At 70.7% G+C, this 18,666-nt stretch carries 10 protein-coding genes; 5 read left to right on the plus strand and 5 right to left on the minus strand.

Annotated features, from left to right (window positions below):
* Positions 1–30: 30 nt before the first annotated feature.
* Genes ACAM42_RS25650 through hemC form a run of 4 tightly spaced genes read right to left on the minus strand, consistent with a single transcriptional unit; the run spans position 31 to position 4,111 of the window.
* Positions 31–1,317, minus strand: coding sequence for a heme biosynthesis protein HemY (locus ACAM42_RS25650; protein ID WP_062482750.1), 1,287 nt, complete (start codon positions 1,315–1,317; stop codon positions 31–33).
* 7 nt (positions 1,318–1,324) lie between these two features.
* Positions 1,325–2,419, minus strand: coding sequence for a uroporphyrinogen-III C-methyltransferase (locus ACAM42_RS25655; protein WP_095949583.1), 1,095 nt, complete (start codon positions 2,417–2,419; stop codon positions 1,325–1,327).
* Positions 2,416–3,186, minus strand: a complete 771-nt coding sequence (locus tag ACAM42_RS25660; RefSeq protein ID WP_369629823.1) for a uroporphyrinogen-III synthase — start codon at positions 3,184–3,186, stop codon at positions 2,416–2,418. The genes ACAM42_RS25655 and ACAM42_RS25660 overlap by 4 nt, the downstream gene beginning before the upstream one ends.
* 19 nt (positions 3,187–3,205) lie before the next feature.
* A complete protein-coding gene (hemC, locus tag ACAM42_RS25665; RefSeq protein ID WP_369629824.1) occupies positions 3,206–4,111 on the minus strand; it encodes a hydroxymethylbilane synthase in 906 nt (301 codons plus the stop codon).
* A 106-nt stretch (positions 4,112–4,217) separates the two neighbouring features.
* Between hemC and ppc the strand changes: the two genes are divergently transcribed.
* The 5 genes from ppc (at position 4,218) to ACAM42_RS25690 (ending at position 17,696) form a co-directional block, all read left to right on the plus strand.
* Entirely contained in the window at positions 4,218–7,064 is a 2,847-nt protein-coding gene (gene ppc / locus ACAM42_RS25670) for a phosphoenolpyruvate carboxylase (protein WP_354342724.1), read from the plus strand.
* Positions 7,065–7,230: 166 nt separating this feature from the next.
* Positions 7,231–7,449, plus strand: coding sequence for a hypothetical protein (locus ACAM42_RS25675; RefSeq protein WP_062474298.1), 219 nt, complete (start codon positions 7,231–7,233; stop codon positions 7,447–7,449).
* Positions 7,446–15,656, plus strand: coding sequence for a glucoamylase family protein (locus tag ACAM42_RS25680; protein ID WP_369629825.1), 8,211 nt, complete (start codon positions 7,446–7,448; stop codon positions 15,654–15,656). The genes ACAM42_RS25675 and ACAM42_RS25680 overlap by 4 nt, the downstream gene beginning before the upstream one ends.
* 35 nt (positions 15,657–15,691) lie before the next feature.
* Positions 15,692–16,234, plus strand: a complete 543-nt coding sequence (locus ACAM42_RS25685; protein ID WP_159273181.1) for a hypothetical protein — start codon at positions 15,692–15,694, stop codon at positions 16,232–16,234.
* A 211-nt stretch (positions 16,235–16,445) separates the two neighbouring features.
* Entirely contained in the window at positions 16,446–17,696 is a 1,251-nt protein-coding gene (locus ACAM42_RS25690) for an MFS transporter (RefSeq protein WP_062474304.1), read from the plus strand.
* A gap of 6 nt (positions 17,697–17,702) precedes the next feature.
* Here ACAM42_RS25690 and ACAM42_RS25695 read toward each other — a convergent pair whose 3' ends face one another.
* The gene (locus ACAM42_RS25695; protein ID WP_369629826.1) at positions 17,703–18,629 is read right to left on the minus strand and encodes a LysR family transcriptional regulator; all 927 of its coding nucleotides are present in this window, start codon (positions 18,627–18,629) and stop codon (positions 17,703–17,705) included.
* Between the last annotated feature and the right edge of the window lie 37 nt (positions 18,630–18,666).

Consider the following 18,666-nt stretch of genomic DNA (forward strand, 5'->3'; position numbering starts at 1 on the left):
GCCAGGACGCACGACGAAACCCCAAAACGCTCAGGGCGTGTTGTCGACCTGCGCCGCGCGCTTCCACGCATCGGCCGCCTGCGCGTGGTCTTCGCGCGCCTCGGCCAGCTGGGCCAGCGCGAGCCAGGCGCGCCGGTAGAGGTCGGGGTCCTGCAAACCGAGCCCGGCCTGCGTGAGCAGCTGCTGGGCCTTGCCCCAGAGCTGGCGCTTCATGCAGGCCATGCCGGCGAGGTACTGCAGGTTGGCGTCGCGCGGGTTGTTGCGCTGCGCGCTTTCGATGCGTGCGAGCCAGTCGGCGTCCACCGAATCGAGCCCCGCTTCGAGTGCGCGCGTGAGCTTCACGCGCAGCCCGTCACCGAGGCCGCGCGGGTTCGCCACCATGCGCTCCCAAGCCGGCAGCAGCCAGCCGCGTGCCAGTGCCAGGTCACCACGCAGCGCGACCATGCGCTGGGCCGCGTGGATGGCCACCTCGGGCATCTGGCGTTCGGCAGAATCGAGTTCGGACCATGCGCGCAGCAGCTGCGCCGGGTCGTGCGCGCCGGTCAGCAGTTCGGTCGCGAGGCCGCGCACGATGCTTTGCGCCGCCGCATCGGAGAAGGCGCGGTGCTTGGCCAGCAGGCGCGCGGTGTCGAGCGCCTCGACCGTGCGACGGTCCTGCCGCGCGGCCTTGAGCCGCAGCCGCAGCGCCAGCGTGCGGCGTTGCGCGCCCTGCGGCAGTTCTTCGAGCCGTGCGAGCGCGGCCGTCGGGTCGCGGTCGTCGAGCGCCCAGCGCGCGGCGCGCAGCTGCACGCCTTCGCGGGTTTCCGGGCTCGCGAGCACGGTGCGGTCGGCGCTTTCATTCAGGGCCTGCTGCAGGTGCGCGTCGCGCGCGGCCTTGTCCTGCAGGGCCTGCGCGCTTTCGGCGGCCAGCAGGTGCGACAGCACGCGCACCTGCTGCGCCTGCGGCAGCTCGGCGCCGAGCGCGGCCAGTGTTTTTTCCTGCGTGAGCGCAGCTTGCGCGGCCTTGCGGGCGCGCGAGAAGCGGCCGGCGATCAGCTGCACCATCGCATCGAGCAAGGCGGAGTGCAGCATGCGTTCCTTCTGCTGCAGCCGCCAGTGGCGCGCCTGCGTGGGCAGCGAGAACAGCGCCGCGAGCGCGCGCAACGCGACGTGCAGCAGCACGAAGGTCAGCAGCAGGATCACGAGCACGAGGTTCAGCGAGAGATCGACCCGCCACGGCGGCCAGAACACGGTGATCGTGCCCTGGTTGTTGCCGGCGAAGAGCGCCACCGCCGCGGCGACGGCGAACAGCGCGAGGAGCCAGATTGCAGCGCGCATGAGCGGATCAGCGCCCTGCGGCCGCGGTGGTCAGCGCGGCCAGCGTGTCGTCGATGCGCACCGGCTCCGTGCTGCGCACGAGCTGCTGCAGTTGCTGCAGCTGCGTGGCCGCGGCCTGCGTGCGGCGCGAGGCCGGATCGAAATAGCGGTTGAGCGACGCGGTCACCTGGCCCAGTTCGCCACGCGCGGCATCCATCTGGCGCGACAACAGCGACAGCCGCGCGTTGAGCAGCTTGAGCTTGAGATTCTCGCGCAGGAAGTACGACTGCTCAGGCGCCAGCAGCACGGCCTCGGGGCTCTCGATGCGGCCCACGCGCACCAGCGAACGGGCCTCGCCGCGGATGGTCAGCAGCACACGCTGCCACCAGGGCGCATCGGCGGGAATGGGTTCGGGACGCCAGGCGTTGACGCCGTTGCCGCGAACGGCCACCGCATTGAGCGTGGGCAGGTCGTCCACGCTGCGCACCAGTTCGTCGAGCTTCTGCAGGGCTTCGGCGCTGTCGGTGCTGGCACTGCTGCGCAGGCGGTCGGCATCGCGCTGCATGGCGCGCTGCACGGGCGCGAGCCGCGGTTGCGCGGCGCGTGCGATGCGCAGGTCGCCGGCCTTGAGCGCGGCGAGCAGCGGCTCGAGGCTGCCAGTGACCTGCGCCTGCTGCAGCGCGAGGCGCACAGCGGATTCGATGTCGATCACCAGGTTCTCGTCGCGCGAACGCGAGAGGCTTTGAATGAGTTCTTCGAGCTGCGAGCGCTGCAGCGCGACTTCGGCCACGCGGGTCTCGATGAGCGCCACGCGGGCGGCGGCATCGCGCACCGTGTCGCTGGCCTGGCGGGCCAGCGTGCGCGCTTCCATCGACTGGGCGGTGGCCTCGGCGCTCTGGCGCGCAAGCTGTTCCTTCATGCCGCCGACCTTCTGCCACAACGCGATGGTCGACAGCAGCGCGATCAGCGCCACGAGGGCCACGAGGCCCATGCCGATGCGTGCCAGCAGGGTGGCCGCGGCCGCCTGGGCGGCGGGCGTCTGGTGCGGCGCCACCGTGGCGGGCACCTGCACCGGGGCGGCGGAAGGGGGAGAAAGGTCGTCGGACGGGGACGCGGCGCTCATGCGAAGGATTCTATCGACGCGATCAGCGCTTCCCGCAGGGGTGTGCAGACACGCAACGCCCCGAAACCCGCGGCCTGCGCGGCTTCGCCGATGCGTGCATGGGTGGCGATGGCGCACGCGGCCTGCCACGAGGTGCCCGGCATGGCGCGCTGCAGGTTGCCGATGGCTTCCGAGCTGCTGAAGAGCCAGACGCCGTGTCCGCCTGCGGCTTCGGTCGCGATGCGGCGCTGCGCCTCGTCGAGCGCGGGCGCCAGGCGCCGGTAGGCGACGACGGTGTCGCGCACGCCGCCGGCGGCGTCGATCTCGCGGGCCAGCCATTGGCGCCCGGCCGGCTGGCCGGCTTCGTCGCCACCGCGCACGATGAGCACGCGCACGCCCGGCGACACCTGCCCGTGGGCCAGCGCCCACAGCGCCTCGGAGTCGAAGCGCGTGGCGCCGGGTGGTGGGGCGTCGATGGCGGCGGGCGGCACGCCGGCGCGCAGCAGCGCGCGCTCGGTGCCGGGGCCGGTGGCCCAGAAGCGGCAACCGGCGAGGGTCGAGGTGCCCCGGTGCTGGAAGAAGTGATCGACGGCGGTGGCGCTCACGAACATCAGCGCCGCGTAGTCCGCGAGCCGCGCCCAGGCGGCGCGCAGCGGTTCCACCTCGAGCGCAGGCGCAATGGCGATCAGCGGCAGCGCCACGGCCTCGAGACCGGCCGACTGGAAATCGCGAACCCACGCCGCCGCTTCGTGCGCCGGCCGCGTGACGATGACAGGCCCCGCGCGCATCGCTCGGCGCCCACCGTGATCAGTGGGCACCGGCGTCGCGCAGCAACCAGGCGGCGTGCTGGCCGAGGGCATCGGCCCCCGCGAAGTCGCCGGCCTCGGCCTGCGCGTGCACGCGCACCAGCGGCGCATCGCCTTCCGGGTCGCCCCAGGCGGCATCGATGCGCAGCGTGCCGTCGGGCTGGCGGCGCGCATGGGCCGCGAGCGGCATGGAACAGCTGCCGCCCATCGCGCGGCTCACGGCGCGCTCGGCGGTGGTGCTGAGCCAGTCGCCCTTGTGGGCCAGCGGCGCCAGCAGGTCGATGAGATCCTGGCGGTCGGCACGCACCTCGATGCCGAGGGCGCCCTGCCCTGCGGCGGGCAGCATGGTGTCGGGGTCGAAGGCGACGCGGATGCGGTCTTCGAGACCCAGCCGCTTGAGCCCGGCCGCCGCCAGCACGATGGCGTCGTAGTGGCCTTCGTCGAGCTTGCGCAGGCGGGTGTCGAGGTTGCCGCGCAGCGGTTCGATGCGCAGGTCGGGCCGCTGCGCGCGCAGCAGCACCACGCGGCGCAGGCTCGAGGTGCCGACCACCGCGCCCTGCGGCAGTGCGTCGAGCGAGGCGTAGCGCGGCGACACCAGCGCGTCGCGCGGGTCTTCGCGCTCCAGCACGCAGGCCAGCGTGAAGCCCTCGGGCAGCTCCATCGGCACATCCTTGAGCGAATGCACGGCGATGTCGGCGCGCCCGTCTTCGAGCGCGGCTTCGAGTTCCTTGACGAAGAGGCCCTTGCCGCCGACCTTGCTCAGCGTGCGGTCCAGGATCTGGTCACCGCGGGTCGTCATGCCCAGCAGGCTGACGCTGTGGCCTCGTTCTTGCAAAAGCGTTTGCACGTGTTCGGCCTGCCACAGGGCCAGCCGGCTTTCGCGCGTGGCGATCACGATGTTGCTCAAGATCGCTCCCAAAAAAGTACATGGTTTCTGACCTCTGGAATGCTAGCATGTTGCGCCGCAGCAACGGAGGCGGCGCGTCCATTCAAGTCCCCAGGAACAACATCGAATGAAAGCCAGCAAGACTCCTGCATCTCCCGCCAAGCGCCGCCAGACCGAAGACCAGCCATTGATCGACGACATCCGGCTGTTGGGCCGAATCCTCGGCGACGTGATCCGGGAGCAGGAGGGCGACGAAACCTACGCGCTGGTCGAGAAGATCCGCACCCTGTCGGTGTCGTTCCGACGCGACGCCGACCATGCCGCCGACCGCGCGCTGAAGAACCTGCTCAAGGGCCTGAGCGCCGCCGAAACGGTGCGCGTGATCCGCGCCTTCACCTACTTCAGCCATCTGGCCAACCTGGCCGAAGACCGCCACCAGATCCGCCGCCGCACCGAGGCCGAGCGCGAAGGCTTGCAGGCCGACGGCGACCTGCAGACCGCCCTGGCCCGCATCCGCAAGGCCGGCATCAAGCCCGACGAGATCGTCGCCTCGCTGGCCCACAGCTACGTGTCGCCCGTGCTCACGGCGCACCCGACCGAAGTGCAGCGCAAGAGCATCCTCGACGCCGAGCGCGCCATCGCCCTGCTGCTGACCACGCGCGACGAGATCAAGCTGCGCCAGAACGCCTACGCGGGCGGCAAAGACGCGCTCTCGCCCATCGAGCTGGCCGACAACGAAACCCAGGTGCGCATCCGCGTCACGCAGATCTGGCAGACGCGCATCCTGCGCTTCTCCAAGCTCACCGTGGCCGACGAGATCGAGAACGCGCTGAGCTACTACGAAGCCACCTTCCTGCGCGAAATCCCGCGCGTGTACGCCGACCTCGAGAAGGCGCTGGTGCAAGGCGGGCAGACGCCCTCGGTCGCGCCCTTCCTGCGCATGGGCCAGTGGATCGGTGGCGACCGCGACGGCAACCCCAACGTCACGGCCGAAACGCTCGAGTACGCGCTGAGCCGCCAGTCGGAACTCGCGCTGCGCCACTACCTCACCGAGGTGCACTACCTGGGCGGCGAGCTGTCGCTGTCGGCCACGCTGGTCGACGTGTCGGTCGAGATGCAGGCACTGGCCGAGCGCTCGCCCGACACCAATGAGCACCGCAAGGACGAGCCCTACCGCCGCGCCCTCACCGGCGTGTACGCGCGCCTGGCGGCCACGCTGCGCGAACTCAGCGGCGGCGAGGCCGCGCGCCATGCGGTCGCGCCGCAGAACCCGTATGCGAACGCCGAAGAATTCCTGGCCGAGCTGCGCACCATCGAAGAGTCGCTGGTCGAGAAGCACGGCACCGTGCTCGCCGCGCCGCGCCTGCGCCCGCTGATCCGCGCGGTGGAGGTGTTCGGCTTCCACCTGGCGACAGTCGACCTGCGCCAGAGCTCCGACAAGCACGAGGCCGTGATCGCCGAGCTGCTGGCCACCGCGCGCATCGAACCGTCGTATGCGTCGCTGGCCGAAGAGGCCAAGCAAACGCTGCTGCTCAAGCTGCTCGACGACGCGCGTCCGCTGCGCGTGCCCGACGCCGACTACTCGCCGCTCGCCAGGAGCGAGCTGGCCATCTTCGCGGCCGCGCGCACCGCGCGTGCGCGCTACGGCGCGGCGGCCATCCGCCACTACATCATCAGCCACACCGAAACGGTGAGCGACCTGCTCGAAGCCCTGCTGCTGCAAAAGGAAGTGGGCCTGCTGCGCGGCGCGATGGACAGCAACGCGACCTGCGACCTGATCGTGGTGCCGCTGTTCGAAACCATCGAAGACCTGCGCAACGCCGCGCCCATCGTGCGCGCCTTCTACGCGCTGCCCAACATCCAGGCGCTCATCGAGCGCTCGGGCGCCGAGCAGGACGTGATGCTGGGCTACTCCGACAGCAACAAGGACGGCGGCATCTTCACCAGCAACTGGGAGCTGTACCGCGCGGGCATCGCGCTGGTGTCGCTGTTCGACGAGCTGAACAAGAAGAAAAAGAACCCGATCCGCCTGCGCATGTTCCACGGCCGCGGCGGCACGGTCGGACGCGGCGGCGGCCCGAGCTACCAGGCCATCCTGGCGCAGCCGCCCGGCACGGTGCGCGGCCAGATCCGCCTCACCGAGCAGGGCGAAGTCATCGGCTCGAAGTACGCCAACCGCGAGATCGGCCGGCGCAACCTCGAGACGCTGGTGGCCGCCACGCTCGAAGCCACGCTGCTGCCGCAGGGCAAGTCGGCACCGGCGAACTTCCTGTCGGCCGCGGGCGAACTTTCGACCGCCAGCATGGCCGCGTACCGCAAGCTGGTGTACGAGACCCCGGGCTTCGGCGACTACTTCTTCGGCTCCACGCCGATCCGCGAGATCGCCGAACTCAACATCGGCTCGCGCCCCGCTTCGCGCAACCCGAGCCACAAGATCGACGACCTGCGCGCCGTGCCATGGAGCTTCAGCTGGGGCCAGTGCCGCCTCACGCTGCCGGGCTGGTTCGGCTTCGGCTCGGGCGTGGAGCAGTTCCTGGCCGCCGCCGGCACCGCCGCGGGCAAGAAGGAACGCCAGGCGCTGCTGCAGCGCATGTACGTGCAGTGGCCGTTCTTTCGCACGCTGCTGTCGAACATGGACATGGTGCTGGCCAAGAGCGACCTCGCGCTGGCCTCGCGCTATGCGGAGCTGGTCACCGACCGCAAGCTGCGCCAGAAGGTGTTCTCGATGATCGAGGCCGAATGGCAACGCACCTCGGACGCGCTCACGCTCATCACGGGCGCCAAGCAGCGGCTCGAGGGCAATGCCGAGATGCAGCGCTCGGTGCGCCACCGCTTCCCCTACATCGACCCGCTGCACCACCTGCAGGTCGAACTGATGCGGCGCTACCGCGCGGGCGACGGCGGCGAGCGGCTGCAGCGCGGCATCCACATCTCGATCAACGGGGTGGCGGCGGGCCTGCGCAACACGGGCTGACCTGCACACAGCCTCCATGGACAAAGGGCGCCTTGTGCGCCCTTTCCTACGTGCGCTGTCGGCAATGAGGTACCTGTAAGGTCATTTAAAAGGGTACGGTCGGGACACGTTCACAGTTCTCGCAATCGCGCGGCAGCTCGAAGTCGTTTCACAGGAGCCCGTTGCAATGTCCGTCCCGCAGTCCCTTTCCCATTCTCAGATCGATTTCGTCGGCAGCGATTTCGAAGCCCTGGCTTCCCACATGCACCACTGTGCACGTGCCCACGGGCGATGGTTCTCGCTGCGAAGCCACATGCAACGTGTGCGTGCGCTCGCTGCGGGTCGCATTGTCACGATGGCCTGCGTGGCCGTGGTGTTGGGCATCGGCCTGTTCGCGGTCACTTGAGCGCCGCTGCCGTCGTCGACCGCCTCCAAGGGCTCAGTCACTACGCCCGGACCCTTCTGCTCGGTCCGCACGACCCGGTAGCCCTCCCGATTCGCGCCGAACTCTTCGGTGCCCAACGTTTCGAACAGCACGGCCACAGCCTGGCCCGTGCCCAGGTGGTGGAAGACGAGCACCACCGCGCGCGCGAAGGCGCGCCCTTCTTTCCGCGGGTCGACGAAAACCTCGAGTCGCTGCGCGCCGCCTTCGACTACATCGCGCTGATCTCGCTGAGCGGGCGCTATGTGTCGCCGGCAGCCGAATGGCTGCTCGACAACTTCCACCTCGTCGAGGCGCAGCTCCAGCAGATCCATGACGGCGTGCCGCGCAGTTACTACGCACGCCTGCCCAAGCTCGTCACGCCGCCGCTGGCGGGGCTGCCGCGCGTGTACGGCATTGCGTGGGCCTATGTGGCGCACACCGACAGCGTGCTCAACAAGACGTTGTTCACCGCCTTCCTCAACGCGTATCAGGACATCGACGAGCTCATGCTCGGCGAGCTGTGGGCGCTGCCCACCACCCTGCGCGTGGTGCTGCTCGAAAACCTGCGCCGCGTGGCCGAGCGCATCGCCGAGAACAAGGTCGCGCGCGAGATCGCGCATGCGGCCTGGGACGCGGCGCCGCACCTCTCGGTGCAGGACCTCGACGTGCTCTACCGCGCACTGCAGAGCCACGGCCTGCAGGACAGCTACCTCACGCAGCTGTGGCAGCGCCTGCCCGTCGAGCACGGCGACGACATGCCCGCGCTGGTGCGCTGGACCGAGCAGCACTGTCCCAACGGCCCGGCGTTGATCGGCGACGCGCAGAACGCGCAGGCCGCGGCCAACCTCACGGTCGGCAACATCATCACGACCTTGCGCATGATCGGTCAGGTCGAATGGAGCGACCTCATCGAGCCCGTGAGCCGCTCGCTGCGCGTGCTGCGCGAACTGCCGAGCTTTGCGAACGAGAGCGAACTCACGCGCCAGCAGATCACGCATGCGATGGAGCAGGTGGCGCGCAGCACCGAACGGCCCGAGCGCGAAGTGGCGCAGGCCGTGGTCACGCTGGCGTCCAGTGCGCCGGCCGACGAAGCCGGTGCCGAGACCGACCGCGCCGACGGCACTGCGGGCTACTACCTCTTCGGCCAGGGCCGGCCCGCGCTGATCGCGTCGCTGCAGGCGAACGCAGCGCCGGGCCAAGCCGCACGCACTGCGAGCGCGCGGCCCGCGCGCAGCCATCGCGGCTGGCGCCTGCCCGTCTACGTGGGGTCCGTCGCCCTCGGCACCGCGCTGCTGCTGGCCGCCGTGCTGCACGGTCTGCCGCATCGCGGCGACTGGACCACCGTCGCGGCGTTGCTGCTGCTCGCGTGGCCGCTGTCCGAAGCGCTGATTGCACTGGCGCAACGCATCATGGCGGAGTCGGTGCGCGTGCAGGCCCTGCCACGCCTCGATTTCGCGAACGGCATTCCCGAGCGGCACCGCGCGCTCGTCGTCATGCCCACGATGCTGGGCTCGACCGCGAACAACGCCAGGCTCGCGCACCGGCTCGAACTGCATTGGCTCGCCAACCGCGAGCCCCACGCGCAGTTCGCACTGCTGACCGACTGGGCCGACGCTTCGCAAGCGGCGATGCCCGACGACGCGCCCTTGCTCGATGACGCCCAGCAACGCATCGCCGCGCTCAACGCCAAGTACCCGCCGGCGGAAGGCGCCGCGCCGCGCTTCCTGCTGCTGCACCGCCCGCGCAGCTGGAGCGAGACCGAGCAGCGCTGGATGGGCTGGGAACGCAAGCGCGGCAAGCTCGAAATGCTGATGCGCCTGCTGGCCAGCGGCGACGCCAGCGGCTTTCTGCCGCTCGCACCGGGCCAGCAGCTCGCGCCCGGCCGCACGCCCTATGTGCTGACGCTCGACAGCGACACCGGCCTGCCGCCCGGCGCGCTGCGCGACCTCGTCTCCATTGCCGCGCATCCGCTGAACGCGCCCGAGATCGAGATGCCGAGCCGGCGCGTGGTCGCGGGCTTCGGCATCCTGCAGCCGCGCATCGTCACGCCGTTCCCGATGCGCAGCGAGCGCTCCTTCTTCCACTGGGTGTTCGCCGGGCAGTGCGGGCTCGACCCCTACGGCAGCGGCGCCTCCGACATCTACCAGGACGTGTTCGGCAGCGGCTCCTTCACCGGCAAGGGCTTGCTCAACGTGCGCGCGGTGCACGCCACGCTGAACGACCGCCTGCCCGACAGCGCCGTGCTGAGCCACGACCTGCTCGAAGGCAGCGTCGCGCGCTGCGCGATGGTCAGCGACGTGGTGCTGGTCGAAGACCATCCGCACCATGCCGGGGTGGCCGCCTCGCGCGTGCACCGCTGGGTGCGCGGCGACTGGCAGCTGCTGCCGCTGATGTGGCGCGCGCGCCGTTTCGGCATCGACACGCTGGGCCTGTGGAAGATGAGCGACAACCTGCGCCGGTCGCTGGTGGTGCCGGCGTCTTTCGCGCTGCTGGTGCTGGTGATCTTCACGCAGGCCATGCCGCTGGGCTGGGCGCTGGCCGCCGTCGGTGCGGCGCTCACGCTGGGCCCGCTGCTGGGCGCGCTGGCCGGCCTGGTGCCGACACGCCGCGCCATCGAGCTGCGCCACTTCTTCGACGCGGGCGCGGTCGAGCTGCTGCGCGCCCTGGCCGGCGCGGCCTGGCAGTTCGTGCAGCTGGCGGCGCAGACGCGCCTGCTGCTCGACGCGGCCTTCCTCGCCACCTGGCGGCTGGTCGTGAGCCGCAGGCACCTGCTGCAGTGGACGACGGCCGACCAGGCGCAGGCGCAATCGAGCCAGCGCCTGAAGCCCTTCGTGCGCAGCGCGGCCCTCAGCAGCGCGGTGTGCCTGGTGCTGGCCGTGCTCGCCAACTGGAGCGCCTGGCCGGTGCTCGGCCCCCTGCTCTTCGTGCTGTGGTCGCTGGCGCCCATCGCGGCCTGGTGGGGCAGCCGTGTCGACGCACACGCCGAAGACCCGCTCGCGCCCGCGCAACGCAGCTACCTCGAGACGCTGGCGCACGACACCTGGCGCTTCTTCGAGCACGTGGTCGGCCCGGACGACCACCACCTGCCGCCCGACAACCTGCAGCTCGAGCCGCAGCCGACCCTCGCGCACCGCACCTCGCCGACCAACATCGGCATGTACCTGCTGGCCACCTGTTGCGCGCGCGAGTTGGGCTGGATCGACACACAAGCCCTGCTGGCGCGCCTCACGGCCACGCTCGACACCGTCGATCGCATGCAGAAGCACAACGGCCACCTGTTCAACTGGTACGACACGCAGACGCTCAAGCCGCTGCCGCCGGACTATGTGTCCAGCGTGGACAGCGGCAACTTCGCGGGCCACCTCGTGGCCGTGGCGCAGGCCTGCCGCGCCTTCGCGGCGGACGCAAGCTGCCAGCCCCACGAAGCACCCGCACTGGAAGCACTGGCCCGACGCTGCGACGCGCTGCACGACGGCATGGACTTCAGCGGCCTCTACGACGCCAAGCGCCACCTATTCCACATCGGCCTGCGCGTCGAAGAGAACGTGCTCGACGCGAGCTACTACGACCTGCTGGCCTCCGAGTCGCGCCTGTTGAGCTTCCTGGCGATTGCCAAGGGCGACGTGCCGCGCCGCCACTGGATGGCGCTGGGCCGGCCGTTCCTGCTGGTGGGCTTCCAGCCCAGCCTGAAGTCGTGGTCGGGCTCGATGTTCGAGTACCTGATGCCCGCGCTCGTGATGACCGAGCCCACCGACGGCCTGCTGCAGGTGGCCAATGCCGCGGCCATCGCCGAGCAGCAGGCCTTCGGCCGCGCACAGAACATGCCGTGGGGCGTGTCCGAGTCGGCCTACTTCGCGCAAGACCATTCGCTGGCGTACCAATACTCGCCCTTCGGCGTGCCGCGCCTGGCCCTGCGGCGCACGCCACCGACCGACCACGTGGTGGCGCCCTACGCCAGCCTGATGGCCGCGCCGTTCGCGCCCGAAGCGGCGGTGCGCAACCTCGAGTTGCTCGAATCGCTCGGCGCGCGCGGCGAGTTCGGTTTTCACGACGCGATCGACTTCACCACCTCGCGCCAGGCCGAGGGCCAGGACTTCACCGTGGTGCGCAACTTCATGGCGCACCACCAGGGCATGTCGCTGGTGGCGCTGTGCAACGTGCTGCGCGGCGACGCGCCGCGCCGCTGGTTCGGCAGCACCGCGCTGGTGCAGGCGCACGAGTCGCTGCTGCACGAGCGCACGCCGCGCCAGATCATCGGCAGCGCCGACCCGCGCACGCCGCCCGAGCCCAGCCAGGCCGAGCTGGCGCCGCTGTTCCAGCCGCGCGTGGTCGACCCGACAGGGCCGGGCTTCCAGCCCACGCACCTGCTGTCGAACGGCCGCTACACGGTGGCGCTGCGTGCCAACGGCGCGGGCGTGAGCCGCTGGCGCGCATTCAACGTGACGCGCTGGCGCGACGATCCACTGCGCGACAGCTACGGCACCTTCTTCTATGTACGCGACGAAGGGAAAGCCGAGCTCACCTCGCTCACCGCCCTGCCCACGCCCGGCGCCGACTGGCACTACCGCACCCGCTTCCTGGCCGACCAGGTGCAGTTCGATGCGACCGGCCCCGGCCTGCAAGTGCGCACCACGGTGCTCATCAGCCCCGAGGACGACACCGAGCTGCGCAACATCACGCTGCACAACTCGGGCGACGAAACGCGCACGCTCGAACTCATCTCGTACTTCGAGCCGGTGCTGTCGAACCCCAAGGCCGACGAGGCACATCCGGCCTTTGCCAACCTGTTCGTCGAGTCGCGCTGGGAGCCCACGTGGCGCGCGCTGCTGCTGTCGCGCAAGCCGCGCCTGCATGGCGATGCGGTGGTGGCCGCGGTGCACTTCGTGGCCTCGGTCGATGCCCACGTGCTGTCGATCGACTGCATGACCGACCGGCGCGCCTTCATCGGCCGCAACCGCACGCTGGCCGACCCCGCGCTCGACCCGCAACCGCTCACGGCCCAGGGCAAGCCGATGAACGGCCTGGACCCCATCGCCTGCCTGCGCGTGCGCCTGTCGATTGCGCCGGGCACCACCGCGCGCCTGAGCTTCGCCACCGCCGCCGACGAAAGCATCGAGGCGCTGATGCCCTGCATCGACCGCTACCTGCAGCCGATGCACGTGGAACGCGCCACCCGCATGGCCGCCACGCTGGCGCAGGTGCGGCTGCGCGACCTGAGCATCGCGCCCGCGCAGAACCTGGCGCTGCAGGACCTGACGACCATCCTCACCTACACCACGCCCCGCGTGATGCGCGACCGCGGGCTGATCGACCTGCGCCAGATCTGGCGCTTCGGCATCTCGGGCGACAAGCCCATCGTGCTGGTCTACATCCACTCGATGAACGGCATGGGCCTCATCAACACGCTGCTGCGCGCGCAGCCGTGGTGGGGCTTCGGCGGCGTGGCCTGCGACCTCGTGGTGCTCAACAGCGAACCGAATTCGTACCTCATGCCGCTGCAGCGCGAGATCGAAATGCTGCGCACGCGCGTCGCACAGCAGACGCAGAACAGCTTTCCGCGCAACGACACCGCCGGTTTCTACCTGCTGCGCGACCAGGACGTGGTGCCCTCGGAAAAGGCCGCGCTCTCCAGCCTGGCGCGCGTGGTGTTCACGGCCGACGGCCGCGCGCTCGAAGTGCAGGTGGCGGCGTTGCATGAGGCACGCAGCCCGACGATTGCGGACGACAGCAGCGCGCCGGTGCAGCACCGCACGCCGCTGTTGACGCGGCACGCACCCTCATCGACCACCACGGCACCCACCGGCGACTTCGACGCCGAGAGCGGCGAGTACCGCTTCGAGGTCGGCGCCGACCGCCGCACACCGCGCCCGTGGATCAACGTGATCGCCAACGCCACCTTCGGCTTCCAGGTGTCCGAATGGGGCACCGGCTACACCTGGGCCGGCAACAGCCGCATGCACCAGGTCACGCCGTGGTCGAACGACCCGGTGCAGGACCCGGCCTTCGAGCACTACCTGCTGCAGGACGTGGCAACGCGCGAGATGCTGCCGCTGACACCTGCCGGCGGTGGCGACGGCACCACCCGCCACCGCGTGCGACACGGCCAGGGCTACACCGTCTTCGAGTGCCGCCAGGGCGACCTCGCACTCGAAACCACCTTCTTCGCGGACCGCGACGAGGCCGTCAAGCTGGTGCATGTGCGCGTGCGCAACGAAGGCGCCGGCCAGCGCCGCCTGCGCGCGCTCGCGATGGTCGAGTGGCAACTGGGCGCCGCGCGCGGCGAACGGCGCACCGTGCATTGCTGGAAGCCCGAAGACCAGCCGGCCGTGTTCGGCCAGCAGCGCGAATCGAGCGCGGGCTTCGGCGGCAGCGCGGCTTTCCTGCTGCTCGCAGGCCTGCAGGGCGCAACGACCGGGGCCACGCAATGGACCTGCGACCGCAACGAATTCTTCGCCGGCCGCGGCATCGTCGAAGTGCCCGACACGCTGGCGCGGCGCGCGGGCAGCGGGCTCGATGCCTGCGCGGCGATTGGCGGTGAGTTCGTCGTGGCGGCGGGCGAAACCGCCAGCTTCAGCTTCGTGCTGGGCCATGCGGGCAATGCCGACGCCGCGCTCGAGCTTGCGCGCCGCTGGCGGCAGCGCGACGTGCCGGAGGCGCTGGCGCAGGTGCGCGACTTCTGGGACGAGCTGCTGGGCCGCCTGCAGGTGCGCACGCCCGACCCGCTGTTCGACGCACTGGTCAACCGCTGGCTCGTGTACCAGACGCTGGCCTGCCGGCTCTGGTCGAAGGCCGGCTTCTACCAGGCCGGCGGTGCCTTCGGTTTTCGCGACCAGCTGCAGGACGCGATGGCCTTCGCGCTCACCGACCCGCCGCGCCTGCGCGCACAGATCCTCGTGAACGCGGCGCGCCAGTTCCCCGAAGGCGACGTGCAGCACTGGTGGCACATGCCCGGCGGCGCCGGCGTGCGCACGCATTTCTCCGACGACCTGCTGTGGCTGCCGTATGCGTCGGCGCACTACGTCGAGGTGACGGGCGATGCCTCGCTGCTCGACGAGATGGTCGGCTTCATCGAAGGCCCCGGCATTCCCGAGGGCGCCGAAGACGCCTACTACGCGCCGCAGAACAGCGGCCGCATGGCCACCGTGTTCGACCATGGCGCGCGCGCCATCGACCGCAGCCTGAAGACCGGCGTGCACGGCCTGCCGCTGATGGGCACCGGCGACTGGAACGACGGCATGAACCGCGTCGGCCACGAGGGCCGCGGCGAATCGGTGTGGCTCGCGTGGTTCCTGTGCAGCGTGGTCGAGCGCTTCGCGCCCATCGCGCAGGCGCGCGGCGAACACGAACGCGCCGCGCGCTGGACCGCGGCGCGCACGGGCTGGATCGCCGCGCTGCACGACGCCGGCTGGGACGGCGCCTGGTTCCGCCGCGCCTTCTTCGACAACGGTGCGCCGCTGGGCTCGTCGATCAACAGCGAGTGCCGCATCGACCTGATCGCACAGGCCTGGTCGGTGCTCTCGGGCGCCTCGGACGCGGCCCACACCGGCCCGGCCATGGCCGCCATCGGCAAGCACCTGCACGACGAACCGGCCGGCCTGCTGCGGCTGCTGGCGCCGCCTTTTTCCCAGTCGACCCACAACCCGGGCTACATCCAGGCCTATCCGCCGGGCGTGCGCGAGAACGGCGGCCAGTACTCGCACGGCGCCGTGTGGGCGCTGATGGCGCAGGCGCTGCAAGGCGACCATGAAGCGGCTTGGCAGAGCTTCGAAGGCCTGAGCCCGGCCCACCGTTCGCAGCACCCCGAGCGCGGCCCGGTCTACGAGCTGGAGCCCTACGTGATGGCAGGCGACGTCTACGGCGCTGCGCCCTATGTGGGCCGGGGCGGCTGGAGCTGGTACACCGGCTCGGCCGCGTGGCTGCATCGCGCGGCCGTCGAGACCTTGCTGGGCCTGAACGTGAAGGGCAGGCAGTTGTCGATGACGCCGCATGTGCCCGCGCACTGGCCGGGCTTCGAGCTCGCGCTGCGGCTCGGCACGCACCGGCTGACGCTGCAATGGGGCACCGTCGAAGGCGCCGCCGCGCCCACGCACCATGTGGCGGTGGGCGAATGGATCGACTGGCAGGCGCTGCCGGCGGATGCGGTGCTGCGGGTCGCTCAAGCGGCAGGCAAGGGGCAGATGACGGCGTAGGTTATGGTCCGGACCCGCTTTCACCCCGCGCATTCATGACCAAAATCCAGTTCCGCCGACGCGTCATCGTCCTGATCCTCCTGTGCGTGGCCGTGGGCGGCGGCATCGTGCGGCACTACGCGGCGCCCGGCACCACCACGCGCGACATCGCCACGCTGCTGATGGTGCTGTGGGTGCCGATCATCGGCAACGTGATCGGGTGGCTCATCGGCAAGCTGCCGCGCCGCACGCCGAAGCAGGCGCCGCCCGCAGGCTTCGACGCGCTGCCCGAGTTCACGCCGCACCTGGCCGTGGAACTCACCTTCCGCCGCCCCTCGGTGCCGGCGCAGGACGTGCCGCTGGGCCCCGGCGAATACCGGGGCGCGCTGGTGCTCGACACCGAAGGCTTCTCGGCGCGCTGGCGCGTGCCGCAGGGCACCTCGCTCGCGCGCGGCACGCCGGTCGCGCTCGACATCGAATTTCTCTCGCCGGCCGTTGCGCAGCCGAAGTTCGTGCAGGGCACGGCCTTCCGCGTGCTGGTCGACGAATCGTTCGTGGCCGATGGACAGGCGCTGCAGTTGCGCCCTGCCCACACTTAATCCCGGCAACTCCAATAAACGGTGATGGCGAAAGGCGCCATCGCCGCATCCCCGGACGGCTTCAGGCACCAAAGGGGTCGATTGTTCGCCGCAGGGAAACTGTCTACTGCTCCACCGCCCCTTGGTCGCAAGGCGGCCGGCTCGCACACTCCAATGCCCCCTCACCGGCATTGGCGTCTTCATCGCCGATGCGTTCAAGGACTGCATCTCCATGATGAATTCTTCCGGCAGCAACCCCTGCATCGACGACCTGGCGGCGCCCGCGCGCGACGCCGTGGCCGCCCCCACCCGCTCCGCGTGGCTCGCGGTCGGCTCCATTGCCGTCGGCACCTTCGCGATGGTGTCGACCGAATTCATGCCCATCGGCCTGCTCACCGACATCGCGCGCGGCCTGAACGTGTCGGACGGTACGGCCGGTCTGATGATCACCATGCCCGGCGTGCTCGCCGCCTTCGCCGGGCCAGCGCTGATCGTCGCCTCGGGCCGGCTCGACCGGCGCACGGTGCTGATCGCGCTCACGCTGCTCTTGATCGCCTCGAACCTGTTGGCCGCGTTCGCGCCCAACTTCACGACCATGCTGGTCGCGCGCCTGATGCTCGGCCTGGCCGTGGGCGGCTTCTGGACCTTCGCGCCCGCCGCCGCCACGCAGCTGGTGCCCGACGCCTCGAAGGCGCGCGCCATGTCGCTGGTGCTGGCCGGTGTGTCGGCCGCCACGGTGCTCGGCGTGCCCGCGGGCTCGTGGCTGGGCACGATGTTCGGCTGGCGCGCCTCGTTCGCCGTGACCGGCGCCCTGGCTGCGGCGGTGCTGCTGGTGCAGCTGTGGCTGCTGCCCGCGATTCCGCCGCAACGCGCCATCGGTGCGCGCGACCTGCTCACGCCGCTCACGCGCCGCATGGCGCAGGTCGGCCTGCTCGCGGTGCTGTTCTTCATCGCCGGCCACTTCGCGGCCTACACCTACCTGAAGCCGCTGCTGCAGCAGGTGTTCGGCCTGCAGGCCAATGCGGTCTCGACGCTGCTGCTGGTCTATGGCGCGGTCGGCTTCATCGGCACCTTCCTGGGCGGCAGCCTGGTGGCACGCAGCGTGCGCGGCACCACCCTGCTGGCGGCGCTGATGCTGGCCACGGCGCTGCTGCTGTCGACGCTGATCGGCACCGGCATGGTGGCCGGCGCGGTGGTGGTGGTGATCTGGGGCGTGGCCTTCGGCCTGATTCCGGTGGCGCTCACCGGCTGGATGATGGAAGCCGTGCCCGACGCGCAGGAAGCCGGCCAGGCCCTGCTGGTGACGGGCTTCCAGGTGGCGATCGCCTCGGGCGCGCTGATCGGCGGCCTGATGGTCGACAGCCGCGGCATCTCGCCCACGATGGTGCTCAGCGGCGTGCTGGTGCTGATCGCCGCGCTCATCGTCGGCACGCTGGGCCGCGCACGCGGCGGCGCGGCGCCGCTGGCGGCCATTCCGGAGTAAGTACCTTCAACGGCGGCCGGGCTTCTTGCCGGCCGCCACGATCGCCTCGAGCACCGTGCGCAGCGCCTTGTTGAGCGGCTTGTCGCGACGGATCACCACCGCCAGTGTGCGGTGCATGCGCGGGGCCAGGCGGCTGGCCTTCAGCGCCGGGTGGGCGCCGCGCCCCGCCATCGACATGCCGGGCACCAGGCCGTAGCCCAGCCCCGCGGCCACCATCTCCTTCATCGCCTCGACGCTGCCCAGCTCCATCACGGGCTGCGGCTGCAGGCCCTCGGCGGCAAACCAGCGATCGACCAGCTTGCGCGTGTTGGCCGCGGGCTCGAACAACACCAGCGGCAGCGGCGCCAGGTCGGCCGGCGTGACGCGGGCCTTGAGCGGCGCGAGGTCGGCGCGGCCGATGGCGACGAACTCGTCATCGCACACGGGGATCACGCTCAGCGAGCGTCCGGCCGCGGGCAGCGTGACCAGCGCGAGGTCGATGCTGTTGTCTTCCACCTTGCGCACGTGCTCGTCGGTGTTGCCCGTGCTCACCACCACGCTGAGCGCCGGGAAGGCCTCGCGCAGCTGGCGCAACACGGCCGGCAAGAAATACAGGCAGGCCGTGGCGCCGGTGCCCAGCCGCACGCGGCCCGTGACGCCGCGCGCATGGTCGGCCAGCGCGTCGATCGCGTTCTCGACCGCCGCCTCGATCTGCGGCACATGGCGCAGCAATTCCGCACCGGCCGGCGTGGCCCGCGCGCGCTTGCCGACACGCTCGATGAGCCGCACGGCGAGCCGGCGTTCGAGCTGGCGCACCTGCAGGCTCACGGCCGGCTGCGACAGGCCGAGCCGGTCGGCCGCGGCGGAGAAGCTGCCGGTGTCGATCACCAGGGCGAAGGTGGCGAGTTGGTCGAGGTTGAGGTTCTTTTCCAAAGTATTCCTTATGCGCTGCATAGGTTGACCAAGCTTCACTTATCGATCCTGGCTCGTC

Origin of the sequence: Variovorax sp. V35, assembly GCF_041154465.1 — a bacterium.
Lineage (GTDB): Bacteria > Pseudomonadota > Gammaproteobacteria > Burkholderiales > Burkholderiaceae_C > Variovorax > Variovorax boronicumulans.